This window comes from Actinophytocola sp. (assembly GCF_009379765.1).
In the GTDB taxonomy this organism is placed as follows: Bacteria; Actinomycetota; Actinomycetes; order Mycobacteriales; family Pseudonocardiaceae; genus Actinophytocola.
The window spans coordinates 26,804-53,629 of sequence record NZ_WHTD01000018.1 but is presented as its reverse complement, the minus strand read 5'-3'; the positions used below and the strand labels follow the sequence as shown (position 1 = coordinate 53,629).

Sequence of the window (26,826 nt, the reverse complement as noted above, 5' to 3'; positions counted from 1 at the left end):
GAGTGGGTTTGGTCGCGCACAACATACGTCGACCTTCCACCCCTTGGCGTAACACTCTGGGCCGATCGGGAAGGCCCGCTTGCCGTCAGGAGCGGGTGAGCGCGATGGTAGCGCTGCCGAGCACCACGTCACCGCCGAGATCCTCGTTGTAGAGCACGACCGCCTGGCCAGGCGCGACCCCGCGCAGCTCGCCGTCCAGCCGCACCACCAGCTCACCGTCCACAACGGACGCACGGGCGGCGGCGGTGCCGCCGTGCGCGCGGACCTGCGCGACGCAGCGGTTCTCGCCGGCCAGCGGCGTGCCGGACGGCCAGACCGGCCGACGGGCCACGATCTCGCGGACCGCGAGCTTCTCGGCCGAGCCGACCCGCACCGAACCGGACACCGGCTCGAGCGAGAGCACGTAGCGCGGCCTGCCGTCCGCGGCCGGCACCCGCAGGCCGAGGCCGTGGCGCTGGCCGACGGTGAAGCCGTGCACGCCCGCGTGCGCGCCGAGCACCGCGCCCGTCTCGTCGTCGACCAGCTCCCCCGGCCGCTCGCCGAGCCGGCGGGTGAGGAACGCCCGCGTGTCGCCGTCCGGGATGAAGCAGATGTCGTGGCTGTCCGGCTTCTCGGCCACCGCGAGACCGAGTTCGGCCGCCTCCGCGCGCACGTCGCCCTTCACCGATCCACCGAGCGGGAACATCGCGTGCCGCAGCTGGTCCGGGATGAGCGAGGCGAGCACGTAGGACTGGTCCTTGCCGTGGTCGGCGCTGCGGCGCAACGTCACCCGGCCACCGGCCTGGGACAGCCGGGCGTAGTGGCCGGTGCACACCGCGTCGAAGCCGAGCGCGACCGACTTGTCCAGCAACGCGGCGAACTTGATCCGCTCGTTGCACCTGAGGCACGGGTTGGGGGTTCGGCCCGCGGCGTACTCGGCGACGAAGTCCTCGACCACGTCCTCGGTGAACCGCTCGGCAAAGTCCCATACGTAGAAGGGGATGCCGAGGATGTCGGCGACCCGGCGGGCGTCGTGCGCGTCCTCGACCGTGCAGCAGCCGCGCGCGCCGGTGCGCAGCGTCCCCGGCCGCGCCGACAGCGCGAGGTGCACGCCGACGACGTCGTGCCCGGCGGCCACCGCCCGGGCGGCCGCCACGGCGAGTCGACCCCACCACTCATCGCCGCGAGCACTCTCATAGCTCAGACTTCCACGTGTGCCTGGGCGGCGGCCGACCGGCGCAACCCGACCAGGCCGGCGTTGCGGGCCCGGGCCACGACCGGCCCGATGGCCTCGGCGAGGGTGTGGACGTCGGCCCGGGTGGAGGTGTGGCCGAGGGAGAACCGCAGCGATCCGCGGGCCAGCGCAGGGTCGACGCCCATCGCGAGCAGCACGTGGCTGGGCTGCGCGACCCCCGCGGTGCAGGCCGAGCCGGTGGAGCACTCGATGCCCCGGGCGTCGAGCAGCATCAGCAGGCTGTCACCGGCGCAGCCGGGAAAGGTGAAGTGCGCGTTGCCCGGCAGCCGCGAGGGTGCGTCGTCCACATCGGACTGACCGGGGTCGCCGTTGAGCACGGCGTCCGGCACCGCGGCCAGGACGGCCCCGATGAGCTCGTCGCGCAGGCCCGACAGGAAGTAGGCCAGCTCCGCGGAGTTGGCCACGGCCGTGCGGACCGCGGCGGCCATCGCGGCGATCGCCGGCACGTCGAGGGTGCCCGAGCGGACCTCGCGCTCCTGCCCGCCGCCGTGCAGCACGGGCGTGCACGGCACGTCCCGGCCCAGCAGCAGCGCGCCGACGCCGAACGGGCCGCCGATCTTGTGCGAGGTGATCGTCATGGCGCTGGCGCGCGAGCCGGTGAAGTCGACCGGGATGGCACCGAGCGCCTGCACGGCGTCGGTGTGGAACGGGATGCCGTGCTCGGCGCAGGTGGTGGCGAGCTCCTTGACCGGGTTGACCGTGCCGACCTCGTTGTTGGCCCACATCACGGTGACCAGCGCGACCGAGTCGGGGTCGCCCGCGATGGCCGCGCGCAGCGTGTCGTCGTGCACCCGGCCGAACCCGTCGACCTCGAGCAGGGTCATCTCGGCGCCCTGGTGCTCGGCCAGCCACTCGACGGCGTCCAGCACGGCGTGATGCTCCACCGAGGACACGAGGATGCGTCTGCGCCGAGGGTCCTCCTGGTGCCGGGCCCAGTAGATGCCCTTGACCGCCAGGTTGTCGCTCTCCGTGCCGCCGCCGGTGAAGATCACCTCGGACGGCCGGGCACCCAGCGCCGCGGCGATCTCCTCGCGTGCCTCCTCGACCATCCGCCGGGCGCGGCGGCCGGAGGTGTGCAGCGAGGACGCGTTACCCCGGGCGGGCCGCGCTTGTGTCAGGTGCGCGGTCATCGCCGCTACCGCCTCGGGCAGCATGGGCGTGGTGGCCGCGTGGTCGAGATAGGTCATTACGCCACGAGGGTAGTCCTCGGCCGGCGACAAAAGGTCAGTGAGCGAGCTTGCGAGCGAATCGATGTCACAGGGCGACCGCGAGCGGCGACACCGAGCCTGCGAGGGGTCGTCATGAGCTTGCCCGCTCGGGCCGGAACACGAGGGCGCCCAGCAGGGCCACACCGGCGAGCAGCAGGTCGAGCGGCACGATCGCGGCGGTTGGGTGCGAGGTGGAGGCGAACGTGGTCAACATCACTCCGCCGAGGCCGACCATGATCGCCGCCATCGTCATGTCGCTGACCTGCAGCGCCGAGGAGACGAAGCCGCGGTCGCGCGGGGCGGCGTAGTCGAGGCTGAGCACGCTGATCGACGGGTAGGCCAGGCCCATCGAGCACCCGGCGACCAGCCAGAACGGCAGCACGAGCCAGGCGAGGCCCCAGTCCGGGCCGATCAGCGCGATGCCGGCGAGGCCGAGTCCGAGTGTGCCGAGGCCGAGGCGGATCAGCCGGTCGCGGGGGATGTCGACGTGCCGGCCCTGCCAGTGCGACGCGGCCGCCCAGCCGCAGGCCCCGACGGTCAGCGGCAACCCGGCCAGCGCCGGGGAGAAGCCGTGTACGGCGGTCAGCGTCAGCGGGACGTAGGCCTCGACGCCGAAGAACGCGCCGGCCAGCACACCCCTGGCCAGCACGGTCGCCGGCAGGCCGGGGCGGGCGGCGAACGTGCCGCGCGGCAGCAGCACGCGCAGTGCGGGGACCAGCGCGGCGAGTCCGGCGAGGCCGAGCCAGAGCGTGCCGAGCGAGGGATGCTGCGCGGCCCAGGACAGGGCCGAGATGCCGAACGCGGTGGCCACCGCGGCGGGCGCGACGCCGCGGCGGACCGTGCTCGGGGCGCCCTCGGCCGCCGGCAGCGTGCGGATCGTGGGCAGCAGCAGGAGCACGCCCAGCACCGCGAACGGCGCGATGCCGAGGAACACCCAGCGCCAGCCGACGTGCTCGGTGACCAGCCCGGCCGCGGTCGGCCCGACCAGCGACGGGACCACCCAAGCCCGAGTACTACGAGCTGATGTGGCAGGGCCTGAAGACCCACGAGTTCCGCCGCCGCTACCTCATAGGCCAGCCGCCACCTGGTACGTGTACCTGACCGCGCCGGTCTCGAAGCTGATCGCAGTGACCGACCTGGACGAGGCCGTAGTCGACCCCCCACGATCGCTCGCCAACATTGCCGAACGCGCCAACCCAGGTAACGGCGAGTCCGTCTACGCCTACCTCCAAGACGTCGAACTGGCCCACGCGATGCCGATTCGCACGATCCGCGAGTACCCCGGCTTCACCGCTGATGAGCTGGCGACGATGCTGGACGGGTTCCAGCCGCCACAGGGCTACACACTCATCGACAGGCACGAAGACTGGGCGCGCGTGTGCGACCAGCTCCCCGGGGCGCCGGTCGTGCGCGAGCTCGTCGTGCAGCATCCTGCCCAGCTATCCTGACTCGCCTACGCAGGACTCCCAAAGCTGTGGTGAGCTGCAAGGTAGGTGCCTGTGATCGCGGCCGAGGCGGTCGGTGCGGGAGGCCGAAGATCGGGCGGGTGCCCTGGTCGAACCTGGGTGGTTGGTCAGGCGACGGCGTGGACCCGGCGGGCCAGTGCGGGCAGGCCGGGCATCGTGGCCTGCTTGGGCGAGTCCATCAGGACGGTCACCAGTCGCCGGACGGCGTTGCGGGTACGGACCTCACCGGGCGCGGTGCGCTCGGCCGCGAGCAGGGTTCGGTACGCCTGGCCGGGTTTATCCCACTGCGCCCACGCCTGCGCGGTGTCCACGAGCAGGCGGGCGCGGCGTTCGGTGGTGGGGATCGCCGCCAGGGGCAGGCTGCGGGCGTGCGCGAGCGCGGTGCCGGCGTCACCGAGTACGTAGGCCGCGGACACCTTGTGGCTGACCAGGTTCGCGACCAGGGCACGGTGCCGGTCGTGGTCGTCGGCCAACCGGTTCGCGGTGGCCTCGGCCTCGGCGAGCAAGTCACCCGCTCGCTCGCGGTCGCCAGCGCGGGCGGCGGCGTAGGCGGCCGACAGGTGCAGCGTGCTGTACATCGCCAGGTGCTCGGGTGCCGGTCGCAGCCTGGCGACGTCCAGGTGGGACGCGGCGGCCAAGGTCAGGGCTTGCGCGCGGTCGTGGTGGCCGGCGCGGCGGGCGACCGAGGCGACCAGCCGCTGCGCCTCGACCAGCGTGAGCGAGTCTTCGGCGATGCGGGCGGCGTGCAGGGCGCGGTCGGCCGATAGCCATTCCAGGCCGGAGGCTTCCAGCTTGATCAGCGCTCGGGTGGCGAGGTTGTAGGACTCGGCGAGCACCCGCTGCACCTGCGGGTCGACCCGCTGGGCGGCGGTGGCCTCGGCGGCGGTGATCAGCGCAGGCAGCCGCGAGGCGAGCGGGAGGTAGCGGCAGGCGGTGAACTCCTGCCGGGCCACGGTCAGGGCCTCGGCCAGCACACCCGCCGGGGCCGGCGCGCCGGACTGCGCGGGACCCAGCAGCACGTCACCGAGCTGACCGGCAAGCGCCGCGGCAGGGTCGACCTCGGTGGCGCCTGCCGTCGCCGGCCAGGCGAACGTGCTGCCGGTGAGGGCGGCGAGCTGGAGGAACGCGCGTCGGCGCACCGGGTCGTCCTCCTCCGTGGGCGGGGTCGTGACCCGGCCCACCCTATGCCCCGTCGTGGTGGCTGTCCGGGAAGCCCGCTCGGTCGTGTCGCCCAGCCCGAACACCGCCGGTGGCAGGGCGAGCACGTCAGCCAACGTGCGCAGCAGCTCCACGTCCCGCAGCGGCAGCCGGCCGGTTTCCCAGCGGGAGACCTGGCTGGCCGAGTAGCCACAGCGGCGGCCCAGCTCGGCCTGGCTCCAGTTCAGCGCGGTGCGGGCGACCCGGACCACCGTGCCGGGCTCGGGACGCCGATGCAGCAAAGCCACGACCACTTCGCCGTGTGCGGTCGGTGACATGACGGCGCCTCCTCGTGAAGCGACCAGCCTTCCCACCGTAGCGGTTTCCGCCCTGGTGACCAGAGAGTTTGCAGGATCTGCACACCGTGTGCCGGACCGGCACGAACATCTGCCCGCCCGGGACGATCACCGGTTGCGTGGCAGGAGCCCCCAGCACGTCCGACCGACACGAAGGGCTCCAGTGCCGATGTATGCCTCGACCTTCCCGTCCACCCCCGCCACCGACGCCTACCTACGCTCCGGGCGGATCACCGAACTCGGCGAGACCGGCCAGGACATGGTGAACCGGATCGTCACCGCCCTGGCCGACGCCGACGCCCACTTCGACCCAGCCGGGGTGGAGAGGTTCGCGGAGCGGCTCGGGTGGGCGATGGACACCGCCCGGATTGTGTTCTCCACCCCGATCATGACCAACGCCGGTCGCTACCCGGACCGACCGTTGGCGGCATGCGCGGTGCCGCCGGTGGACCTGCGCGGCGACCTGGCCGCGGTGAAGACCGTGGTGGACGACTACCACCGGGCCGGGATGGGCACCGGGTTCAACCTCGACGACCTGGCCGACCCGGTGGGCGTGCTGCGCTACCTCAACGACATCGCCGTGGCCGGAGCCAACTCTGGGATCGAGGACCGGCCGGTCGGCAACATGGCCATCCTGTCCCTCGCGCACCCGGCGGTCGAGGAGTTCATCGGTTGCAAGGTCGGCGCCGACGCTCGCGGGGAGGAGTGGAAGTTCAACATCTCCCTGCACGTCACCGACGCCGAGATGCGCGCCGCCATCATCATGAACGGTCGGGAACGCAAGCTGCTGACCGCCGCGGCCGAGTCCGCGCACGCCTGCGCCGACCCCGGTCTACTGTTCGCCGACCGGATGAACGAGGCCAACCCCACCCCCGCCGTAGGCGAGTACGTCTCGACCGCGCCATGTGCCGAGGTAGGGCTGGTGGCCGGGGAAACCTGTCAGTTCGGCTATGTCAACCTCGGCCGCTTCCACACCGGCACTGGCGACGTCCCGGTGGACCTGGACGCCCTCGCCGACACCGTGCACATCCTGGTGCGAGCGCTGGACGATGCGATCGAGGCCAGCCTCGCCCACTACCCCAACCCGCTGTCCGCACAGGTGATGGGCGTCAAACGCAAGATCGGCGTCGGCGTGTGCGGCCTGGCGGACCTGCTGCTGGCCGCCGGCCTGCCCTACGACAGCGCCGATGGACGGCAGCTCGCCACGGAAGTGCTGGCGTTCGTCAACTACACCTCCAAGCTCGCCTCGATGCGGCTCGCCCGCACCCGCGGCGCCGCCCCAGCCGTCCACAGCGGACTGTCCCGGTACGCCGATCCTGGCTTCCTCAAGAGGTTCGCCGCGCTCCCGGTCCGCTCCGTGACGACCGGAGAGTGGGGCGCGCTCGCGCACGAGATCGCCACAACTGGGATGCTGCGCAACTCCTCCACCATCGCCGTGCCGCCGACCGGGCGCAGTGCCCCGGTCGTGGGCGCCTCGACGGGGATCGAACCGCTGTTCCGGCTCACCGACCCGCACCTGCCCGGCCACCTGCACCCCGCCGCCCGCGCCACTCTGGAAGCGGCGAACCGCACCGACCTGCTCGGCCACGTCATGAGCCACGGGCGGCTGCCCGACAACGCCGACGTCTCCCCGTACCTGGCCGCAGTACTGGCCACCGCCACTCAGATCGCCCCAGGCGGGCACCTGGCGATGGCCGCCGCCGTGCAGGCGTGCGTGGACGAAGCCGTGTCCAAGACGGTGAACCTGCCCGTCACGGCCGCGGTCACCGAGGTGTACGACACCTACGTGGCGGCGTGGGAGGCCGGATGCAAGGGCATTACCGTCTACGTGGACGGCTCCCGCCAGGTCCAGCCCAAAGCACTGTGATCGGCGGTTCGACGGATCTCCCCGAGGTGACCATGACACAGACGACCCAACAGGCCGAGCAGGAGTACGTGTTCGACACCAAGCACGACCGCTACCCGGTAGCCGTGCACGTCATCCTCACCCGGCCCACCGACGAGCGAGTGCTGCTCATGCGCCGAACCGGGTCCGGCTACGCCGATGGACAGCTCGGCCTGCCAGCCGGGCACGTCGACCTCGGGGAGACCCCCACCGCCTGTGCCGTCCGGGAGATCGCCGAGGAGTTGGGCGTCCAGCTCGACCCCAGCGCTCTGGAGCCGGGCGGCACGATGTTCCGCCGCTCCCTGGAGCCGCGGGTGGACATCTTCTTTGTCGCCCATGCCTGGACCGGCACCCCCCGGATCCGCGAACCGCACAAGTGCACCGAACTCGTGTGGGCCGACCCCGACGATCTGCCCACGGACGCGCTGGACTTCATCGGCGTCGCCATCACCAACGCCCGCACTGGGCGCCATTTCCACGAGCACGGCTGGGAAACAGCGACCGTGTAGATCCACCGGGGTGATCAGCCCGGAGCCCGACCGCGCGAAACGGAACCGCTGGCGGCACGCATCCGGCCAGGTCAACGTGGCGGAGCCGTGCCGGCGGTCAGCGGCGATGGGGTGACCAGCATCCGCGGCCGTCTACGAACAGGACCACTGCTGCCTCCGCTGCCACGGCCCGGCCGACACGCATCCCGGCGGAAGACTCGGGGAGCATTCACCGTCGGCACTCGACACAAAGATGATCGGGCACGTTCCCGACAGCTCGATTGCCGACCCCACACGAGTGGCACGGCGAATGGAACTACACCATCAGCCCGACCGACACACCCAGTTGAGCGTGTTGTTCATTTCCAAGCCCTAACCATGACACGTCGATGAACTGTGGCTGACGGTTCAGCCCTTGCGCTTCGCGGCTTCCTCGGTGAGCTGCGGCGCGACCTTGAACAGGTCGCCGACGACACCGAAGTCGGCGATCTCGAAGATCGGCGCCTCGGGGTCCTTGTTCACCGCCACGATCGTCTTCGAGGTCTGCATGCCGGCGCGGTGCTGGATGGCCCCGGAGATGCCCAGCGCGATGTACAGCTGCGGCGAGACCGTCTTGCCGGTCTGGCCGACCTGGAACTGCGCCGGGTAGTAGCCGGAGTCGACCGCGGCACGCGAGGCGCCCACGGCCGCGCCGAGCGCGTCGGCGAGCTTCTCGATGACCTCGAAGCTCTCCGCGCTGCCCACACCGCGACCGCCGGAGACGACCACGGACGCCTCGGTGAGCTCGGGCCGGTCACCGCCGACGGCCGACTCGCGGCCGGTGACCCTGGCCGCCTTGGCCGGGTCGACCGCCGGGACCTCGACGGCCTCCTCGACGGCCGCGCCCTGCGCCTGCTCGGCCTCCAGCCCACCCGGGCGGACCGAGACGACCGGGGTGCCCTTGGCGACCTTGGACTTCACGACGAACGCGCCACCGAAGATGGACTGCGTGGCGGTGACGTCACTTCCGGAGCCCTCCAGGCCGACCGCGTCGACCAGCAGGCCGCCGCCGATCCGCGCGGCCAGCCGACCGGAGACCTCCTTGCCCTCCGCGGTGGCGGCGACCAGCACGGCCGCCGGGGACGCGGAGCCGACGAGCGCCGCGAGCACGTCGACCTTGGGGGTGACGAGATAGCCGGCGGTGTCCTCGGACTCGGCGACGTAGACCTTCTCGGCGCCGTAGGAACCCAGCGCCTCCTTGAGCTTGGCGGCGTCGCCGGGCGAGCCGACCACGACCGCGCTCGGCTCGCCGAGCACGCGGGCCGCGGTGAGCAGCTCGAACGTGACCTTCTTGACCTCGCCGTCCAGGTGATCGACGAGGACCAGGACCTCAGTCATTGGTTTCCCTCTCTCAGATCAGCTTCTGGGCAACGAGGTACTCGGCGATCTGCACGCCGCCGGCGCCGCCGTCCTCGACGCGCTGGCCGGCCCCGCGCGGCGGCTTGGGCGCCGCCTCGACGACCGTGGACCACGCGTTGGCCAGGCCCACCTCACCCGCGTCGATGCCGAGGTCGGCGATGCCGAGGGTCTCGACCGGCTTCTTCTTGGCGGCCATGATGCCCTTGAACGACGGGTAGCGCGGCTCGTTGATCTTCTCGCCGACGCTGACCACCGCGGGCAGGCTCGCCTCGAGGTGGGTCAGGCCCTCGTCGGTCTCCCGGGTGACCTTGATGGTCGAGCCGTCGACGGTGACCTCGCGGGCGTGGGTCAGCTGGGGGTAGCCGAGGAGCTCGGCCAGGATCGCGGGGATCGCGCCGCCGCCGCCGTCACTCGCCTCGTTGCCCGCGATGACCAGGTCGACGTCCTCGACCGTGCCGATGGCGGCGGCGAGAACCTTGGCGGTCTGCAGGATGTCGGCGCCGTGCAGCGCGTCGTCGACGACGTGCACCGCCTTGTCGGCACCCATCGAGAGCGCCTTGCGGATGGCGTCCGCGGCCCGGGCGGGACCGACGGACAGGACGGTCACCTCACCGTCGTGCGCCTCCTTGATCTGGAGCGCCTCCTCGATGGCGCGCTCGTTGATCTCGTCCAGCACCGCGTCGGCGGAGTCCCGGTCCAGGGTGTGATCCCCGTCGCTCAGCTTGCGCTCCGAATAGGTGTCCGGCACTTGTTTCACCAGCACGACGATGTTTGGCATGGGTCTGCTCCGACCTCCCGATGACGAGCCCATTCGCTTTGCGCGACCAGAGAATACGAGGTTGGCCCGACCCTGCCACGCCGGCCGCGCCGTGGCACGGTGTGATTGGCCACCAACATGTTACTAACCAGTAGCTTAGCGGTCCCGTCATTGTGATCCAGGTGGAGGTGACCGCGCTCACCCGAATGGGTGAGTTACCGTGTATACATGCCTGGCCGTGTTGGTTTGGTGACCGACTCGACCTCGAGCATCCCTGCGGCGTTGGCGGCACAGTGGGGAATCACTGTCGTCCCGATGCAGATACAGATCGGCGAACATGTGCGGGCCGAGCACGTCGTGCCCAAGGATTTGCTGGTCAGGGCGCTCCAGGAAGACGTGAAGGTCACCACCGCTCCCCCTGACCCGGCGGGATTCCTGTGGGCGTACCAGGATCACGCCAACCGCGGTGTGGACGAGGTCGTGTCCGTGCACATCTCGGGCCGCCAGTCGGAGACCGTCGAGGTTGCCCGGCAGGCGGCCGCGCAGGCGCGCATCCCGGCCCACGTCGTCGACTCGGGCACGACCGGGATGAGCCTGGGGTACGCGGTGCTCGCCGCGGCCAGGGTCGCGGGCGCCGGCGGCGGCCCGCGCCGGGTGATGGACTCGCTCGCGCGCCGGCTCGACTCCAGCTCGGAGCTGATCTACGTCGACACCCTCGAGTACCTGCGCAAGGGCGGCCGGATCGGCGCGGCGACGGCGATGCTCGGCAGCGCGCTGTCGCTGAAGCCGCTCCTCACGATGGTCAACGGCCAGGTGGCGCCGCTGGAGAAGGTGCTCGGCGGGGAGCGCGCGCTGCGCCGGTTGGTGGAGGCCGCGGTCCGCAAGGCCGCCGGGCGCCAGGTGGACATCGCCATCGAGCACTTCGGCGCGCACGCCAAGGCGAGCAAGGTCCTGTCCCGGCTGCGGGGTCGCATCCCGGAGGCGCGCGAGATCACGTTCACCGAGGTCAGCTCCACGATCGGGGTGCACGTGGGCCCAGGCGCGGTCGGCATCACCATCTCACCGACCTAACGTGATTCCTACCCCGTAGTAACCTGCCTCGGTGGTATCCGAGCCCGTCGTCGCGCAGCTGCCCCTCACCGGTGAGCGGACCGTGCCCGGGATCGTCGAGGAGAACTACTGGTTTCGCCGGCACGAGGCGGCCTACCTGGCACTGCGCCGGTACTGCGCGGCCGCCGTCGTGCTCGAGGCCGGATGCGGGGAGGGGTACGGGGCCGACCTGCTCGCGGCCGGCGCGCGGCTCGTGGTCGGGCTCGACTACGACGTGCTGACCGCCGCGCACGTCGCCCGGGCCTACCCGTCGGTGCGGGCGGTGCGCGGAAACCTCGCCACGCTGCCGCTGCGGGAGTCCACTGTGGACGCCGTGGCCAACCTGCAGGTGATCGAGCACCTGTGGGACCAGGCCGGGTTCCTGCGGGAGTGCTCGCGGGTGCTGCGACCCGGCGGCCGGTTGCTGATCACCACACCCAACCGGATCACGTTCTCGCCGGGGCGGGACACGCCACTCAACCCGTTCCACACCAGGGAGCTCGCACCGTCCGAGATGGACGAGCTGCTGCGCGGGGCCGGCTTCACCGTCGAGTACCTCGGCGGGCTGCGGCACGGGCCCCGGCTGCGGGAGCTCGACGCCGCGCAGGGCGGCTCGATCATCGACGCGCAGGTTCGGGTCGCGGTCGACGGGACGCCGTGGCCCGACGCGCTGCGGGACGCCGTCGCGTCGGTGCGTGCCGCCGACTTCGTCCTCGGGACCGAGGACCTGGAGTCCTGTTTGGACATCGTCGCCGTGGCGGGCCGCGCATGACGGCGCCGGAGGGCTCGTTCTGCCTCGTACTCCACAGCCACCTGCCCTGGCTCCCCAACCACGGCACCTGGCCGGTCGGCGAGGAATGGCTCTACCAGGCCTGGGCGCACTCCTACCTCCCCGTGGTCGACCTCGCCCGCAGGCTCGGCGCCGAGGGGCACCGCGACGTCCTCACCCTCGGCGTGACCCCGGTGCTCGCCGCGCAGCTCGACGACCCGTACGCGCTCCGGGCGGCGCACGACTGGCTCGGCAACTGGCAGCTGCGGGCCCAGTACGCGGCGACCCGTTGGCAGGGCGACGATCCGCTGCTGCGCGACCTCGCCGCCGCCGAGTACCGGGCCGCGGGTGCGGCGCTCGCCGAGTTCGAGACGAGGTGGCGGCACGGGTTCTCCCCCGTGCTGCGCCCGCTGGTCGACGACGGCGTCGTCGAGCTCCTCGGCGGGCCGGCCACGCACCCGTTCCAGCCACTGCTGCGCGAACCGGTGCGCCGGTTCGCGCTGCGGGCCGGGCTCGACGACACCGCGCGGCGGATCGGCCGGGCACCGCACGGCATCTGGGCGCCCGAGTGCGGCTACGCGCCCGGGATGGAGCACGGCTATGCGGCCGCGGGCGTGCGGCGGTTCCTGGTCGACGGCCCCGCGCTGCACGGCGACACGCACGCGGCCCACCCGGTCGGCGACTCCGACGTCGTCTGCTTCGGCCGCGACCTCGAGGTGACCTACCGGGTCTGGTCGCCGAAGGCCGGCTACCCGGGCGACCCCGCCTACCGCGACTTCCACACCTTCGACCACCCGAGCGGGCTGAAACCGTCGCGGGTCACCGGAAAGCACGTGCCGCCGGACCGGAAACGGCCGTACGACCCGGTACTCGCGGCCGCCGCGGTCGCCCGGCACGCGGACGACTTCGTCGCCGCGGTGCTCGCCCGGCTGCGCTCGCTGCGCGCGCGGCACGGCACGCCGGGGCTCGTGGTCGCCGCCTACGACACCGAGCTGTTCGGCCACTGGTGGCACGAGGGGCCGGCCTGGCTGGAGGCCGTGCTGCGCGGGCTGCCGGGTGCCGGGGTCCGAGTCACGACCCTGCGCGGCGCGCTGGCGGCCGGGCACGTCGGCGCGCCGGTCGAGCTGCCGGCGTCGTCGTGGGGCTCGGGCAAGGACTGGCGGGTGTGGGACGGCGAGCAGGTGTCCGACCTGGTGGCGGCGGGCGCGGCGGTGCAGGACGAGCTGCTCGCGCTGCCCGCCCAGGACCCCGCGTTCCGCGATCCGGCACGCGACCAGCTCGTGCGCGAGGCGTTGCTGGCGCTGTCGAGCGACTGGGCGTTCATGGTCACGAAGGACTCGGCGGCCGACTACGCGCGGCGTCGCGCGAAGGTGCACGGCGACCGGTTCGGCGAGTTGGCGAGCCTGGTCCGGGCGGACCAGCGGTCCCGGGCGCTGTGGCGGGCCGGCGAGCTGCGGGCCGAGGACGGACTGTTCGGACACCTGGACGCTCGGGAGCTAGTGTCGCGTGACCCTGAAACCTTTACGCCGCTGCGGCCAACGCGGCCCCTGGCCGCGTTGGAGAAAAGCCCAAGTACATCCAGTACGAGCGACTTTCCTCCACCTTGCCAGGAACCACGTGGATCCACAGCGGACGCAAAGGAACAGGATCACGCGACACTAGTGTCCCCCGCCAGGAGTTCGTCACTCGATTCGCCGGCCCAGCTTCCTGCTGGCGGCGTTGCCGGTCCGCCCGAGTACAACCCGGTACGAGGACGAACCGGCGCCTTGCCAGCAGAAACCTGGACTCACCGACTCAAGCAACAGACTCCCGGCGGAGGGCACTAGCATGCGCGTGCTGATGTTGTCGTGGGAGTACCCGCCGGTGGTGGTCGGGGGGCTCGGGCGGCACGTGCACGCCCTGGCCCGGCACCTCACCGCGCTGGGGCACGAGGTCGTCGTGCTGTGCCGGCACGAGTCGGGCACCGACGCGGTCACCCACCCGACGGCGGACACCGTGGTCGACGGCGTGCGGGTGATCCGGGTCGCCGAGGACCCGACGCACCTGCTGTTCGAGAAGGACCTCGTGGCGTGGACGCTCGCGATGGGTCACGGGATGATCCGCGCGGGCCTCGCGCTGCTGGACGGCTGGCGGCCGGCCGTCGTCCACGCGCACGACTGGCTCGTCACGCACCCGGCCATCACCCTGGCCGAGCACGCGGGCGTGCCGCTGGTCGCGACGATGCACGCCACCGAGGCCGGCCGGCACAGCGGGTGGCTGTCGCAGCGGCTGAACCAGCAGGTGCACTCGGTGGAGTGGTGGCTCGCCAACCGCGCGGACGCGCTGATCACCTGCTCGTCGGCGATGCAGGCCGAGGTCGCCCACCTGTTCGAGCTGGAGCCCGCCGAGATCGCGGTGATCCACAACGGCATCGAGCCGCGTGGCTGGCGGGTGTCGGCGGCGGCGGTTCGGGCCGCCCGGGCCCGGCACAGCCCCGACGGCGCGCCGCTGGTGCTGTACTTCGGCCGGCTGGAGTGGGAGAAGGGCGTGCACGACCTGCTCGCCGCGCTGCCCCGGCTGCGCCGTGCCCATCCCGGTGCGCGGCTGGTGGTGGCCGGGCAGGGCGTGCAGGCCGCCGCGCTGGTGGAGCAGGCGCGCAAGCTGCGGATACGGCGGTCGGTGGACTTCGTCGGCCACCTGCCGGACCGCTCGCTGGTGGCGTTGCTCGCGGCGGCCGACGTGGTGGTGCTGCCGAGCCGCTACGAGCCGTTCGGCATCGTCGCCCTGGAGGCGGCCGCGGCGGGCGCTCCCCTGGTGGCCTCGACCGCGGGCGGTCTGGCCGAGCTGGTCGTGCACGGTGAGACGGGCCTGTCCGTCGAACCCGGCGACGTCGACGGCATCGTGTCGGGCGTGTGCACCGTCCTGGCCGACCCGACCGCGGCGGCCCGCAGGGCCCGCGCCGCGAAGGCCCGCCTGGGCACGCAGTTCAGCTGGGCGGGCATCGCCGAGACGACGGCGTCGGTGTACCGCGCGGCCTCTGTGCGCGAGCATCCCGTGCTCGGTCGCCCGAAGATCGCCACGGGCAACGCCTTCCACGGCTAGAACCGACCGAAGCCGGGTCCCCGGAACGCCATTCGCCGCTGGAGTCCGGGTTGATCTCGGGGGATACCTGATGGCCCAGCTGACTGCCCCGAACGACGCGCTCGGGGCAGTCACCGTCCCGAGCGCGTCGTTCGAGGCATCGGGCACCAGCGGTGGGTCAGCGGCTCTCGAGGGTCTTGCGCAGCGCCGCCGCGGCCTTGCGGGACATGTCAGCCACCGCCGCGCGGCGCTGGGCGTCGGCCTCGTAGTCGGTCCGCCGGTCGCGCACGACCTTCGCCGGGATGCCGGCCGCCACCGCGTAGTCCGGCACGTCATCCTTCACCACCGCGTGCGCGCCGATCACCGCGCCGCGGCCGATGCGGGTGCCCTTGGTGACCGTGACCTTGGTGCACAGCCACGTGTCCGGCCCGATCCGCACCGGCGCCTTCACGATGCCCTGGTCCTTGATCGGCTGGTGGATGTCCGACGTGACGTGGTCGAAGTCGCAGATATAGACCCAGTCGGCGACCAGCGCGGCGTCGCCCAGCTCGATGTCCAGATAGCAGTTGACCACGTTCTGCCGCCCGAACACCGCCTTGTCACCGATGCGCAGCGAGCCCTCGTGACACCGGATGGCGTTGCCGTCGCCGATGTGCACCCAGCGGCCGATCTCCATCCGGCCGTAGCCGGGCCGGCAGTGGACGTCGAGGTCCTTGCCGAGGAACACCATGCCGCGCAGCACGATGTGCGGGTTGGCGAGCCGGAACCTCAGCAGCCGCCAGTACCGCACCAGGTACCACGGCGACCACGCCCGGTTGCGGACCACCCAGCGCAGCGAGTCGATCGTGAGGAACCTCGCCTGGTCGGGATCCCGGCGGGACCGCCACCACCCGCGAACCCGGTCCGCCACCGGCGCGCCCCACATCGACGTCATAGCCGGTGACCGTACCTTGCTGACATGACCGAGCCCACCGAGACCTCGGAGCCGGCCGACCGGCATGCCAGCTGGCTGGAGCTGTTCTTCGACCTCGTCGTGGTGGTCGCGGTGAACCAGCTCGCCCACCTCGTGCACGGGAGCGACGACGGCACTGCGCACCATGGTCCGGATGCCCTGCACATCACCACGTTCTTCGCGCTGTACCTGGCGATATGGCTCGTGTGGACCACGTTCACGCTGTACTCCAACGTGGTCGCCGACCGGGTCCGGGTGCGCTCGATGTTCCTCGGCATGGCCGGCATCGCCACGATGGCCGCCACCATCTCCGAGAGCATGGGCGACCGCGCCAACCTGTTCGCCGCCGCATACCTGGTCACCAGCGGCCTCGGCGCCGCCAGCTTCAGCCGCTCGGGGCAGATCCTGCTGTCCTGGGGCGCGGCGACGCGCAACGCCGGGCTCGTCCCGTGGGTCGTCTCGTTCTGGGTGGACCACCCGTGGTGGAAGCTGTCGCTGTGGATGCTCGGCCTCGCGATGTCGCTGTGGTTCAGCGTGTTCGCCGGCCGCGGCGACGGCGAGCAGCTGCTGGCTCGGCTCAACGAGCAGCTCGCCCGGCGCAGCAGGCGCGAGCGGGAACGGCGCGCGCCGCAGGGCCGGCCGGCGCCGGACCGGCCGACGCTCGTGGCCGCCCGGGTCGACGCCGCGCACCTGGGCGAGCGGCTCGGACTGTTCGTGATCATCGTGCTCGGCGAGGCGATGCTGCAGCTCGTCGGCGCGGTGTCGGAGATCGAGGACTGGGCGCCGGGCGGCGGCCTCGGCTGGCTGCTGGTACTCGCGGCGGCGTCCGGGTTCGGGCTGATGATCGCGTTGTGGTCGCTGAACGTGCGCTACGGCTTCGCCGAGGAGACCCGGCTCCCGCCCCGGCTCGTGCTGCCGGCGCACTTCGTGGCGATCGCGGCGATCACCACGGTCGCCGCCGGGCTCGGCTCGGTGGCGGCCGCGTTCGACGAGCACCTGCCGGGCACGACGGTGTGGCTGCTGTGCTCGGGGGTGTCCGGGTACCTGCTGGTGATCACGCTGCTGACCAGGTCGACCCGGCGCTGGCCGGTGAGCGCGGCGGCGGTCGTGCTGCCGCTGGTGGTCGCGGTGCTCGCGGGCCTGCTGCCCGCGGCGGTCGTGGCGGCGGCGCTGTTCGTGGCGGCCGCCGGGCAGGTCTGGAACCTGCGCGGGGCGCTAACGTCAGGTGCATGACCGCACTGATCATCGACACCGACCCCGGCGTGGACGACGCCTTCGCGATCGCGTTGGCGTGCTCGAGCCCGGAGGTGGACCTGCTGGGCGTGACGACCGTGTTCGGCAACGTCGGGCTGGCGATGACCACGCGCAACGCGTTGCGGCTGCTGGCGTTGTACGGCCGCGAGGACGTGCCGGTGGCGGCGGGCGCGGACCGGCCGCTCGTGTTCCCGCACCCGCACCGGGCCCGGTACGTGCACGGCGAGGACGGGCTGTCGGGGCTCTCGGACTCGCTGCCGGCGCGGGCGACGGGCCTGGCCTCGACCGACGCGGTGTCGCTGCTGGCCGCGCTGCTCGACCGCGCGGCCGAGCCGGTGACGATCGTCCCGATCGGACCGTTGACGAACATCGCGCTGCTGCTGGCCGTGCACCCGAGCCTCACCGGCAAGATCGCCCGGATCGTGATCATGGGCGGGGCGATGGCCGGCGGCAACGTCACGGCGGGCGCGGAGTTCAACATCTGGAGCGATCCGGAGGCGGCGCGGCGGGTGCTCACCGAGGAGGAGGTGCCCACGGTGCTGGTCCCGATGGACCTGACCGTCCGGTGCGCGGTGGACCAGGCGTGGCTGGACCGGCTCGCGGCGAGCGGGGAGCGCGGTCGCACGCTCGTCGACCTGACCGCGGTCTACCGGGCGCACTACCGCAAGTCGCTCGGCCGCGACGGCACCGTCCTGCACGACGCGGTGGCCATGGCGGAGGCGATCAGCCCGGGCATCCTGAAGACGACGCCGCTGCCGCTGGAGGTCGAGTGCGGCCAGGGCCCCGGCCGCGGCATGGTGATCGCCGACCGCCGCACGACGGCCGCCCGCGAGGCCTCCGGCGAGCGCGGCGGCCGCAGGGTGGACGTGGCACTGGACGCGGACCTGGACGGGGTTCGGGAGCACATGATCACCCAGCTGATCGGTTGACCATTCGCGGCCCGAGGCTGGCCACCGGCAAAAGTGCGAAATTCGAGTTATAACACAATAGCTATATATACAATAGGCACGCAGGATGCGCGCCTATCACGCTTCGATTCTTTAGGTTTTAGTCTGGTATTCAGTCCTTTTGCGGTGCTTCGACCACTGCTACGCTCGGTGAGCGCAATGCTACGAGTGGCACGCTGGAGGCCCGCCTTATGTCCACCCGCAGCAAGACCGGCCTGCTCCTTCCGCTCCTGCTCGTCGGTGGTGCCGTGCTGTACTTCGGCGGTGGCGAGGTCAAGGACGCCGTAGGTGGTCTGTTCGCCAGCGATCCGGTCATCGTGGGCTCCGGGGACGCACAGTTGCTGGTGGCTGATGGTGCCGAGACCGAGGTGGAGCAGTGTTCGGCCGCCGTGGTGCTGGCGGAACGTCAGTGCGGCGATCTCAAGGTCGTCATCATGGACGCCGCCAAGATGCCCTACATCACCCGCAACATCGCCCTGGCCTGGGGCGAAGGCTATGACTACATCCTCACCAAGGACGCCAAGAGTCGCGCGGCTAACTACAACCGGTCCTGCCGTAAGACGTTCGTGAAGAAGTACGCCGATGGCTCGTGCGATGAGTACGAGTTCGCCTCAACGGTCCAGGGTGGGAACGGTGCCAGGACAGAGGAAGTACCCAGTCGCGAGCAGGCCTGCCAGGGTGGCACGCTGAGTACGGCGTATCGCTATCAGGCCATCGCCGATGGCGACGATTTTCTCGTCGTGATCAGCAATCCGGGTAGCATCGCCACCGCGCCATACCAGGGACAAGACACCGCCGAGGACAAGACATCATGTGGCAGCTAGCCGAAAAGTACTCCTGGGCCGACAAGGACCCGGACTTCGTCTGCACCATCGCCGTGGTGACGGACATCTCGGCCAGCGACCTGGTACGCATTTACGGCGGCGACACCGACGACGTCACGCTCTTAGCTTTCAACGACGCATGGCCGGCGCAAGCAGACTTCGGCACTCGCTTCAATGTCCAGGTGTTCACCGACGACACGTTCACGGTGGCGATTGAGCCGAACGGCTGGACCGGAGATGTGCCGGAAATTGCACGGCGTGCGTCGGCGCACGGCCACTTCGTCAGCGCCTACTGGAGCATGTCCGGCGGCTCGCGCATCACCGAGGCCACGACTGGAAAGGTGACCGCCCACTTCGATCCGTTCGCCGTTGGCTATCCGGGCGGCATGGGTGACCTTCAGCCGAACTGGGTGGAAGATGCCCCCTTCGACCTTGACCGGCCGAACGCTTCCTGCCTGGCGGCTGTCGAGCTGCGTACCGGACTCGAAATCAAGGCAGAGTGGTTCGGCCGCGAGCTACCGACCTACCGCATCCCGGACCCTGACACTCTCTTGAAGGACGTGGCGAATGCCAGGCTGCCATAACAGGTGAAGGCCGCCTACTCCAACCCCCGTAGTCCGTCACGCACTCGTCGTAGCACCTCCGGATCAAGGTCAGGCTAGAACCGACATGATTGTCGATGCCGTGATGAGTCATCCGCGACAGATGGATGTGCCCTCCTGGGTCAGAAGCTCAACTACTGTCAGCCCCTCCTGCGCTACTGTTCGTAACGCTACCCACCGTGAGCAGTGTGCTACGACCCGCGTCATCCGCGAGTTCGGCCGGACCACAACGAGCGCACGGTCAGCCTGCGCATGGAACGGCAACGCCGGCTGTTCGCCGCCGACCGCCCGCTGCGACTTGCGGCCATGCTCGAAGAAGTCGTACTCGACCGCCCGATCGGCGGCAGTGACGTCATGCGTGGCCAGCTCGAACACGTCCTCCAACTCGTCGAACACGAGAACATCGAGGTCAGGGTGTTGCCGACGGCGATCGGTTCTCATGAGGCGCTGGTCGGGCCGTTCACGGTGCTCGACTTCCCCGAAGCGCAGAGCATCGCGTACGTCGAGCAGGTCAACGGCGCAATCTACGTTCAGGATCAAGATCAGGTGAACGGGTACACTAGAACCGTCAACCGGCTGCGTGAGGTCGCGCTGTCGCCGGAGCAGACCGTGGACATCATCCACTCGCGCCTCACGACGTAGACCCGATCACGGAGGAAGCCATGTCCACCCCAGGCCGCCGCGATGGGTGGCGGAAGTCGTCGTTCTCGGACACGGGCAACGGCTGCGTCGAGATCGCCTGCACGCTGAGTGCGGTGCGCGACTCCAAGAACCCCGAGGGGCCCCAACTAGGGCTTGACGTCCGGGCGCTGGTAGGCGCGGTCAAGGCGTGGCGCTACCAGGGCTGATCCTCAAGACACGCCAAGACAGCCCGCCGATACGAGCGGGGCTGTCTTGGTCGAGCGGCGCACCGTCCAGTTATCGAGGAAGCGTTGCTTGATCGGCCGGTCGGTGGTCAGGACATCCTCCGGGGTCAGCTGAAGCACGTCTTGGATCTCGTTGAACGGGAGAACGTCGAGGTCAGGGTGCTTCCCACAGGCATCGGCTACCACGAGGCGCTGATCGGGCCGTTCACCGTGCTGGACTTCGCCAAAGCGCAGAGCGTCGCCTACGTCGAGTTGGTCAACGGAGCCGTCTACGTCCAGGATCAAGATCAGGTTAACGGGTACAATCGAACTGTCGACCGGCTGCGTGAGGTTGCGCTGTCGCCGCAGGAGAGCGCGGAGGTCATCCACTCGCGCCTCCCGACGTAGACCTGATCACGGAGGAGCCATGTCCACCACAGACCGCCGCGACGAGTGGCGAAAGTCATCGTTCTCGGACCAGGGCAACGGCTGCGTCGAGGTCGTCCGCACGCTGGGTGCGGTACGCGACTCCAAGAACCCCGAGGGGCCGCGGCTGGCTCTCGACGTACAGGCTCTGGTGAGTCTGATCAAGGACGGGCACTACCAGGGATAGCCTGACAAACAGCGCAACAGCCCGCAGACTGTCGGGCTGTTGCGCATTCAGAGAGACTTTGATTCCGGTGGCCGAGCCTCGGCCTCCCCAGCGGAAGGCCACGCGGCTCACCTCCCCCAAAGCCGATTCCGGGCGCACCACGAGCGCCGAGGGCCGGTATCAGGTTCTCTCCGGCTCGCAGACGAAGGCCGTGGGAGTCCGGCCGATCCTCGTGAGCACCACCGTCACCTCGTTGGGGCCCTTCAGCTTCAGGCGCGGACGCAGCGTGTTCGGGTCGATGTCGAGGCCGCGAACCAGGATCTCCAGGCGGCCGACCTCGCGGCGGCGCAGCTCCCGCCGGAGCGTCTTCTCGCTGTAGTGACCGTGCCCGAGCACCCGGAACGCCCGGACGCCCGGCGGCGGTGTGTCGCCGGTCAGGTAGGCGATCCGCTCGTCCAGCTGGCCGAGACCGTGCCGAGTCGCGTACTGGCGCACCAGGCCGGCCCGCACGACCGCGCCGTCGGGGTCGACCAGCCACTCCCCCGGCTCGCGCACCGGGCAGTCGTCCGGCTCGGCGTCCGTTACCGTCCACTCCGGACCGCCGGAGCGCAGCACCGTCGCCCGGCGGGTGACCGTCGCGAGGGACCCGGTCCACAGGCACGCCTCGCGCACCTGACCGTCCAACGAGACCAGCTCCACCTCGCCCGACCACGGCAGCGCCGCGAAGTCCATGCCTGGCGCGCACTTCACCGCCAGGTCGGCACCCCGCCACGCGCCGGCCAGGCCGTCCAGCGGCGGGAGGAAGTCCGCCGGGCGCCACGTGCGGCGGCCGGCCGAGTCGCGGCGGGCCGGGTCGGCGAACACCGCGGCGCCACGGGTCACCGGGCGCAGCGCGTCGGCCCGCACCAGGGTCGCGGCCGGGACGTTGTGCCGCGCCATCGCCAGGCGGACCGGGTCGAGGTCCGAGCCGACGCACCGCGCGGCCACCGCCACCAGCGCGGCCAGGTCGACGCCGACCGAGCAAGTCACGTCGTGCACGTCGCGGCCGGCGAACCGGCGCGCCCGCAGCCGGGCGACCGGCGACGGGGTCGCCTGCTGCAGCGCGGCGCCGGTGAGCAGCCACGACGCCGGATCGTCCACCTTGGACACGGCCTTGCGGCGCAACAGGACGGTCTCCAGCACCGGAGCGGCACCGGCACCCAGCAGCCGCCGGGCCGTGGCCACGTCCGCCAGGTAGCTCGCCGGCGTCAGCGCCAGCCCCGCCACCGAGTCCAGCGCGGACGAACCGGCGGACGAGCACAGGAACGCGACGTCGGCCGGGGTGAACTCGTAGGTCACCGAGCGGAGCTTGCGGAGCGAGCCACGGTCACGGCGGAGCTTGCGGAGCGACCCATGGCTACGGCGGAGCTTGCGGAGCGAGCCACGGTCACGGCTTGGTCCCGGTGACCAGCACGTTGTAGAACAGGTCCCGCGGCGCGATCCTGTGCAGCACGTTCTCGTCCAACCAGGACAGTCGCAGCCACGACTTGTACGCGAACATCCGCCAGCCCAGGGTCAGCTTCTCCTGCGGCACCGCGGCCTCGAACGTCCGCACCGGCCAGCCGAACAGCGCCGCCGCGAGCTCCTCGGTGACCGCCCGGACGTCCGACGCGCCGGCCTCGCGCGCGTCCCGCTCCAGGTCCGTGGGATCGAAGGTGTGGATGTCGACGACCGCCTCCAGCGCGGCGGCGCGGGACGACTCGTCGAGCTCGGCCTGCGGGCGCCGCCAGCCGGTGAGCCCGGGCAGCTTCGTGACGTTGGTGGTGAGCCACCAGGTCAGCTGGCCCAGCTTGCGCGCGTACGTGTCACCGATCTTGGTCGGCTCGCCGGCGAACGCGAACCGGCCACCCGGCTTGAGCACGCGCAGCACCTCACGGAACGCGGCCGGCACGTCCGGGATGTGGTGCAGCACCGCGTGCCCGACCACGAGGTCGAACGTGTCGTCGTCGTACGGGATCCGCTCGGCGTCGGCGACCCGGCCGTCGACATCGAGGCCGAGGTGCTCGGCGTTGCGGAGCGCCACCTCGACCATGCCCGGCGACAGGTCGGTGACCGAGCCCTGTTTGGCCACCCCGCCCTGCATCAGGTTGAGCAGGAAGAAACCCGTGCCGCTGCCCAGCTCCATCGCCTTCGGGTACGGCCATTCCTCGTCGCCGGCCACCGCGCGGAACCGGCCAACGGCGTAGTCGATGCACCGCTCGTCGTAGGAGATCGACCACTTCTCGTCGTAGGTGTCGGCCTCCCAGTCGTGGTAGAGGACGTTGGCCAGCTTGGGATCCGAGCGCGCGGCCTCGACCTGCTCTCGGGTCGCGTGCGGATTCGGTGCGGGATCACGTGCCGCGTCACTTGCCACTGAACGTCGCCTTCCCCGGACCGTTCTCGACGAACGACTGCATTCCGGTCTTCTGGTCCTCGGTCGCGAACAGTGCCGCGAACAGGTGGCTCTCGAGCCTGAGCCCGCTCGCCAGGTCGCCGTCGAGCCCGCCGTCGATGGCGGCCTTGGCGGCGGCCAGCGCGCGGGCCGCGCCGCCGGTGAACTTCTCGGCCCACTTCCGGGCCGCGGCGTACACGTCGTCCGGTGCCACGACCTCGTCCACGAGCCCGATCGCGAGCGCCTCGGCCGCGTCGACGAACCGTCCCGTGTAGACGATGTCCTTGGCCTTGCTCGGCCCGACCAGCCGGGCGAGGCGCTGGGTGCCGCCCGCGCCAGGGATGATGCCGAGGAGGATCTCCGGCTGGCCGACCTTGGCGTTGTCGCCGGCCACCCGGCGGTCGCAGCACAGTGCGAGCTCGAGACCGCCGCCCAGCGCGTAGCCGGTGACCGCCGCGACGGTGGGCTTGGGGATCTCGGCGACCGCGGCGAACGAGGAGGACAGCGCGCCCGCCCGGTTCGCCATGTCCACATAGGACAGTCCGGCCATCTCCTTGATGTCCGCGCCGGCCGCGAACACCTTCTCGCCGCCGTAGACGACAACCGCGCGGACGTCATCGCGCCGGGTCGCCTCCTGCGCGGCCGCCCGGATCTCCTCCTGGACCTGCTTGTTGAGCGCGTTCATCGGTGGGCGTTCCAACCGGATGGTGCCGATGCCGCCGTCCACCTCGAGCCTGACGAACTCACCCACGTCGCGCGCCTCCCTACCGATCGGTCAACTTCCGGACAAACCTAGTCGGCGTTTGCGCGACGTGCGAAGTACCGGTCGCCGATCCGGTCCAGCGCCAGCCGCTGGCCGAACGTGGCGGACAGGTTGTCACTGGTCAGCACGTCGTCCAGGAGGCCCTGCGCGACCACGCCACCGTCGGAGACCAGCAGCAGGTGGGTGAAGCCGGGCGGGATCTCCTCGACGTGGTGGGTGACGAGGATCGTGGCCGGCGCGTCGGGGTCGCGGGCCAGCTCGGTCAGCCGGGTGACCAGGTCCTCGCGGCCGCCGAGGTCGAGGCCCGCGGCCGGCTCGTCGAGCAGCAGCAGCTCGGGGTCGGTCATCAGCGCGCGGGCGATGAGCGTGCGCTTGCGCTCGCCCTCGGACAGCGTGCCGAACTCGCGCTCGGTGAGGTGCGCCACGCCGAGGGACTTGCACAGCTGCTGCGCGCGGCCGGTGTCGAGCTGGTCGTAGTCCTCGCGCCAGCGGCCGAGGACCGCGTAGCCGGCACTGACGACGACGTCGAGCACGCGCTCCCGCGGCGGCACCCTGGCGAGCAGCGCCGCCGAGCAGAAGCCGATGCGGGTGCGCAGCTCGAACACGTCGACCCGGCCGAGGCGCTCGCCGAGCACGTGCACCCGGCCCGTCGTGGGGTGCAGCTCGGCGGCGGCGAGCCGGAGCAGGGTGGTCTTGCCCGCGCCGTTCGGGCCGAGGACGACCCAGCGCTCGTCGAGCTCGACGCTCCAGCTCACCCCGGCGAGCAGGTTGGTGGTGCCGCGCCGGACCCCGACGTCGGACATGTGCACGACCAGATCGTCCAGTTCCTCACCCGTCACGGTGCCCATTCAACAGGAGGCCTTTGCCGGGCCGTGCCCTCGGTTTGCCTCGGTGTGCAGTGACGGTTTCGCCGCACCGCTTCGTCCGGTTTGACTCGGTGGCCGGAACGGCTGGTGGAGGCGGCAATGCGGACATACTCGGGGCTGGGCTTCGACCCGACCCCCGGCGAGGCGGCGGACGTCGACGTGGTGCTCTCGCGGGTCGAGCACGCGCTCGGGGTGCTCGACTGCTCGGCCGGTGGCCTGCGCCGGGCGGTGCGCGCGGGCGGTTGGTCGGGTCCGGCGGCGGCCGCGTTCCGCGCCGCCACCGGTGCGTTGCCGGCCGGGCTGGACGGACTCGCGGCGGCACTGCGGGCGACCACGCGGACGCTGGCGGGGTGGCAGTCCCGGCTGGTGGCCAACCAGCGGGAGGCCGAGCTGCTCGATCTCGTAGCCCGGCGGCTGCGCGCCGAGCTGACCGCCTCCGCCGACGACCGGCCCGTGGTGCGCGAGGAGCTGGCCCGGGTGCTGGACCGCGCGCGGCGGCTGCAGGCACGCCACCTCCGGCAGGCCGACGACGCCGCCCGGGCGGTCCGGTCCCTCACCGGCGCCGGGGTCACGGCGGGTTGGCCGGAGGGGTCGGCCGGCCTGGCGGCCCGGTGGTCGGACCGGGTGACGGCGTGGTCGGGCGGCGTCGCGCTGGGCCTGGCCACGCCGATCTGGCCGGGCAGCGCGGTCCCCGGCACCCCGCTCCCCGCCGGCGACCTGGCGGCCGTGCCCGGCCTGTCCGGTGCCGACGGGTCCGGCCCGCCGGACGGACCGCGCTTCCCGGGCCTGCCCGGCGGGCCGAGCGTGCCTGAGCTGCCCGGCGGGAAGGGAACGCCCGGACAGCCGGGCGGGCCGGATCTGCCTGGCGTGCCCGCGATGCCCGGCCTGCCCGGCCTGCCCGGCGTTCCCGTCGACGCCGCGGCACCCGGCGTGCGCGAGGAACCGGGCGGTCCGGGGGCGACCACGAGCGCCGGGTGGCTGGACATCGGGACCGCCCCGGCGCACCGCATGCCGGACCTACCGGCACACCGCCCGGCCGAGCCGACCGCGACGACCCACGCCGTCGGCTCGGCCACCCCCGCCGATGCCGAGCCGCACCGCCGGCTCGGCACCGAGGGGCGGGACCTCGACGCACCCCGCCGGCACGCGGAACCGCTCGCGCGGACCGGCGAGCGCCCCGCACGGATGGAGCGGATGGAACCACCCGGCAGAGCCGAGCCGCACGGCCGCGGCCACCCGAACCGCGGCGATCCCGGCCGCGATGCCGGCAGCGGCGACTCCCCGGTCCACGTGATCCGCGATGCCGCACCCGAGAACCAAGCAGGTGCAGGCGGCGGCCCGGTCGACGCCGCGCCATCGCCGCCGGTGGCGGCCGGCACGAGTCCCGAACCGGTACGGCCGGAGGTCGAGCCGGCGCCCGCCGACCGGACCGTCGAGCAGCAGGCCGCCCCACCCGCGCCGGAGCAGCGGCAGCCCGGACAGCCGGCGCAGCCCGTCGAGCGCCCCGCCGAGCAACCGGCCGAACGGGCCGCCCCGCGCGGGGTCGCGCCCGAGCCCGGGCGGTTCACCATGGCCGACCCCGGGGCTCGGCCGGCGCCGGCGGCGGGCGGGAGCACCCCCGCACCAGGACACGCGGTCGCGGGCAAGGACCGGGACGACCCGGATCTCCTGGCGGTCATGGTCGGGCCCGTCGCCGGGGACGGCGAGGCGCCGGTGCGGCGGCGCGAGCGGCTGCGGGCCTTCCTCCTGCACAAGCCGGACGCGCGGCCGGTCCTCGCCATCGTCGTGGCCGGCCGGGCGCCGCTCCTCCGCACCGGTTTGACCCCCTGCGCGGGCGGCTTGCCCGGCTGCGCAGGAAAGGTACCCGCGGCCGACGCCCCCACCGTCTACTGAGCACAGCACACCTGATCGGGAGTGCCCTGAA

At 71.8% G+C, this 26,826-nt stretch carries 24 protein-coding genes and 3 pseudogenes; 16 read left to right on the top strand and 11 right to left on the bottom strand.

Annotated elements, in window-relative coordinates; all coding sequences use genetic code 11:
* Positions 1–85 precede the first annotated feature (85 nt).
* The 3 genes and pseudogenes from mnmA to GEV28_RS08040 all read right to left on the bottom strand — a co-directional run bounded on the left by mnmA (position 86) and on the right by GEV28_RS08040 (position 3,442).
* Positions 86–1,176 (bottom strand): annotated as a pseudogene (gene mnmA, locus GEV28_RS08050) (tRNA 2-thiouridine(34) synthase MnmA).
* A 3-nt stretch (positions 1,177–1,179) separates the two neighbouring features.
* A complete protein-coding gene (locus GEV28_RS08045; RefSeq protein WP_291410231.1) occupies positions 1,180–2,421 on the bottom strand; it encodes a cysteine desulfurase family protein in 1,242 nt (413 codons plus the stop codon).
* A 112-nt stretch (positions 2,422–2,533) separates the two neighbouring features.
* A complete protein-coding gene (locus GEV28_RS08040; RefSeq protein ID WP_291410229.1) occupies positions 2,534–3,442 on the bottom strand; it encodes an MFS transporter in 909 nt (302 codons plus the stop codon).
* A 91-nt stretch (positions 3,443–3,533) separates the two neighbouring features.
* On the opposite strand from GEV28_RS08040, the gene GEV28_RS08035 reads away from it, so the two are divergent.
* Positions 3,534–3,890, top strand: a complete 357-nt coding sequence (locus GEV28_RS08035; RefSeq protein ID WP_291410227.1) for a hypothetical protein — start codon at positions 3,534–3,536, stop codon at positions 3,888–3,890.
* A 125-nt stretch (positions 3,891–4,015) separates the two neighbouring features.
* On the opposite strand, the gene GEV28_RS08030 is transcribed toward GEV28_RS08035, so the two are convergent.
* Positions 4,016–5,383, bottom strand: a complete 1,368-nt coding sequence (locus GEV28_RS08030; protein WP_291410225.1) for a helix-turn-helix transcriptional regulator — start codon at positions 5,381–5,383, stop codon at positions 4,016–4,018.
* Positions 5,384–5,570: 187 nt separating this feature from the next.
* Here GEV28_RS08030 and GEV28_RS08025 point away from each other — a divergent pair, with 187 nt between their 5' ends.
* Together GEV28_RS08025 and GEV28_RS08020 are read left to right on the top strand one after the other, a co-directional pair.
* The gene (locus tag GEV28_RS08025) at positions 5,571–7,268 is read left to right on the top strand and encodes a hypothetical protein (protein ID WP_291410223.1); all 1,698 of its coding nucleotides are present in this window, start codon (positions 5,571–5,573) and stop codon (positions 7,266–7,268) included.
* A 32-nt stretch (positions 7,269–7,300) separates the two neighbouring features.
* Positions 7,301–7,795: an NUDIX domain-containing protein gene (locus GEV28_RS08020; RefSeq protein ID WP_291410221.1), complete on the top strand. Its 495-nt coding sequence runs from the start codon at positions 7,301–7,303 to the stop codon at positions 7,793–7,795.
* A gap of 387 nt (positions 7,796–8,182) precedes the next feature.
* On the opposite strand, the gene GEV28_RS08015 is transcribed toward GEV28_RS08020, so the two are convergent.
* Both GEV28_RS08015 and GEV28_RS08010 read right to left on the bottom strand, forming a co-directional pair.
* Positions 8,183–9,151, bottom strand: a complete 969-nt coding sequence (locus GEV28_RS08015; RefSeq protein ID WP_291410219.1) for an electron transfer flavoprotein subunit alpha/FixB family protein — start codon at positions 9,149–9,151, stop codon at positions 8,183–8,185.
* 13 nt (positions 9,152–9,164) lie between these two features.
* Positions 9,165–9,950 carry an electron transfer flavoprotein subunit beta/FixA family protein gene (locus tag GEV28_RS08010; RefSeq protein WP_291410217.1) on the bottom strand — a complete coding sequence of 262 codons (786 nt, stop codon included), beginning with the start codon at positions 9,948–9,950 and terminating at the stop codon, positions 9,165–9,167.
* 207 nt (positions 9,951–10,157) lie between these two features.
* Between GEV28_RS08010 and GEV28_RS08005 the strand changes: the two genes are divergently transcribed.
* From GEV28_RS08005 to GEV28_RS07990, 4 genes and pseudogenes are all read left to right on the top strand, one after another.
* On the top strand, positions 10,158–11,000 hold the full coding sequence (locus GEV28_RS08005; RefSeq protein WP_291410215.1) for a DegV family protein: 843 nt from the start codon (positions 10,158–10,160) through the stop codon (positions 10,998–11,000).
* A gap of 31 nt (positions 11,001–11,031) precedes the next feature.
* Positions 11,032–11,790, top strand: a complete 759-nt coding sequence (locus GEV28_RS08000) for a bifunctional 2-polyprenyl-6-hydroxyphenol methylase/3-demethylubiquinol 3-O-methyltransferase UbiG (protein WP_291410212.1) — start codon at positions 11,032–11,034, stop codon at positions 11,788–11,790.
* Positions 11,787–13,295, top strand: a pseudogene (locus tag GEV28_RS07995) (1,4-alpha-glucan branching protein domain-containing protein); the annotation flags it as partial. The gene GEV28_RS08000 and the pseudogene GEV28_RS07995, both read left to right, overlap by 4 nt.
* 319 nt (positions 13,296–13,614) lie before the next feature.
* Positions 13,615–14,868, top strand: a complete 1,254-nt coding sequence (locus tag GEV28_RS07990) for a glycosyltransferase family 4 protein (protein WP_291410210.1) — start codon at positions 13,615–13,617, stop codon at positions 14,866–14,868.
* A 157-nt stretch (positions 14,869–15,025) separates the two neighbouring features.
* On the opposite strand, the gene GEV28_RS07985 is transcribed toward GEV28_RS07990, so the two are convergent.
* On the bottom strand, positions 15,026–15,781 hold the full coding sequence (locus tag GEV28_RS07985; protein WP_291410208.1) for an acyltransferase: 756 nt from the start codon (positions 15,779–15,781) through the stop codon (positions 15,026–15,028).
* A gap of 24 nt (positions 15,782–15,805) precedes the next feature.
* On the opposite strand from GEV28_RS07985, the gene GEV28_RS07980 reads away from it, so the two are divergent.
* The 8 genes and pseudogenes from GEV28_RS07980 (at position 15,806) to GEV28_RS07945 (ending at position 20,884) form a co-directional block, all read left to right on the top strand.
* Positions 15,806–17,032 (top strand): low temperature requirement protein A, encoded by a 1,227-nt coding sequence (locus tag GEV28_RS07980; protein WP_291410207.1) that lies wholly within the window; start codon positions 15,806–15,808, stop codon positions 17,030–17,032.
* Positions 17,029–17,982 (top strand): nucleoside hydrolase, encoded by a 954-nt coding sequence (locus tag GEV28_RS07975; RefSeq protein WP_291410205.1) that lies wholly within the window; start codon positions 17,029–17,031, stop codon positions 17,980–17,982. Before GEV28_RS07980 ends, GEV28_RS07975 begins: the two co-directional genes overlap by 4 nt.
* 209 nt (positions 17,983–18,191) lie before the next feature.
* The gene (locus tag GEV28_RS07970) at positions 18,192–18,824 is read left to right on the top strand and encodes a NucA/NucB deoxyribonuclease domain-containing protein (RefSeq protein WP_291410203.1); all 633 of its coding nucleotides are present in this window, start codon (positions 18,192–18,194) and stop codon (positions 18,822–18,824) included.
* Complete coding sequence (locus tag GEV28_RS07965; protein ID WP_291410201.1) at positions 18,812–19,408, top strand: DUF6461 domain-containing protein; 597 nt, start codon at positions 18,812–18,814, stop codon at positions 19,406–19,408. Before GEV28_RS07970 ends, GEV28_RS07965 begins: the two co-directional genes overlap by 13 nt.
* Before the next feature lie 204 nt (positions 19,409–19,612).
* Positions 19,613–20,068, top strand: coding sequence for a DUF5753 domain-containing protein (locus GEV28_RS07960; RefSeq protein WP_291410199.1), 456 nt, complete (start codon positions 19,613–19,615; stop codon positions 20,066–20,068).
* A 20-nt stretch (positions 20,069–20,088) separates the two neighbouring features.
* Positions 20,089–20,274: a DUF397 domain-containing protein gene (locus tag GEV28_RS07955; RefSeq protein ID WP_291410198.1), complete on the top strand. Its 186-nt coding sequence runs from the start codon at positions 20,089–20,091 to the stop codon at positions 20,272–20,274.
* Between the two features lie 66 nt (positions 20,275–20,340).
* Positions 20,341–20,679: pseudogene (locus GEV28_RS07950) on the top strand (DUF5753 domain-containing protein); the annotation flags it as partial.
* A 19-nt stretch (positions 20,680–20,698) separates the two neighbouring features.
* Positions 20,699–20,884 (top strand): DUF397 domain-containing protein, encoded by a 186-nt coding sequence (locus GEV28_RS07945; protein WP_291410196.1) that lies wholly within the window; start codon positions 20,699–20,701, stop codon positions 20,882–20,884.
* A gap of 159 nt (positions 20,885–21,043) precedes the next feature.
* Here the strand turns inward: GEV28_RS07945 and GEV28_RS07940 are convergent, their stop codons facing one another.
* The 4 genes from GEV28_RS07940 to GEV28_RS07925 form a co-directional block, all read right to left on the bottom strand.
* Entirely contained in the window at positions 21,044–22,201 is a 1,158-nt protein-coding gene (locus GEV28_RS07940; RefSeq protein ID WP_291410194.1) for a class I SAM-dependent methyltransferase, read from the bottom strand.
* Positions 22,202–22,289: 88 nt separating this feature from the next.
* Positions 22,290–23,255 carry a class I SAM-dependent methyltransferase gene (locus GEV28_RS07935; RefSeq protein WP_291410192.1) on the bottom strand — a complete coding sequence of 322 codons (966 nt, stop codon included), beginning with the start codon at positions 23,253–23,255 and terminating at the stop codon, positions 22,290–22,292.
* Positions 23,245–24,024 carry an enoyl-CoA hydratase-related protein gene (locus GEV28_RS07930; RefSeq protein WP_291410189.1) on the bottom strand — a complete coding sequence of 260 codons (780 nt, stop codon included), beginning with the start codon at positions 24,022–24,024 and terminating at the stop codon, positions 23,245–23,247. The genes GEV28_RS07935 and GEV28_RS07930 overlap by 11 nt, the downstream gene beginning before the upstream one ends.
* Positions 24,025–24,065: 41 nt before the next feature.
* Positions 24,066–24,839: an ABC transporter ATP-binding protein gene (locus tag GEV28_RS07925; RefSeq protein WP_291410276.1), complete on the bottom strand. Its 774-nt coding sequence runs from the start codon at positions 24,837–24,839 to the stop codon at positions 24,066–24,068.
* A 162-nt stretch (positions 24,840–25,001) separates the two neighbouring features.
* Here GEV28_RS07925 and GEV28_RS07920 point away from each other — a divergent pair, with 162 nt between their 5' ends.
* A complete protein-coding gene (locus GEV28_RS07920; RefSeq protein WP_291410187.1) occupies positions 25,002–26,795 on the top strand; it encodes a hypothetical protein in 1,794 nt (597 codons plus the stop codon).
* Positions 26,796–26,826 lie beyond the last annotated feature (31 nt).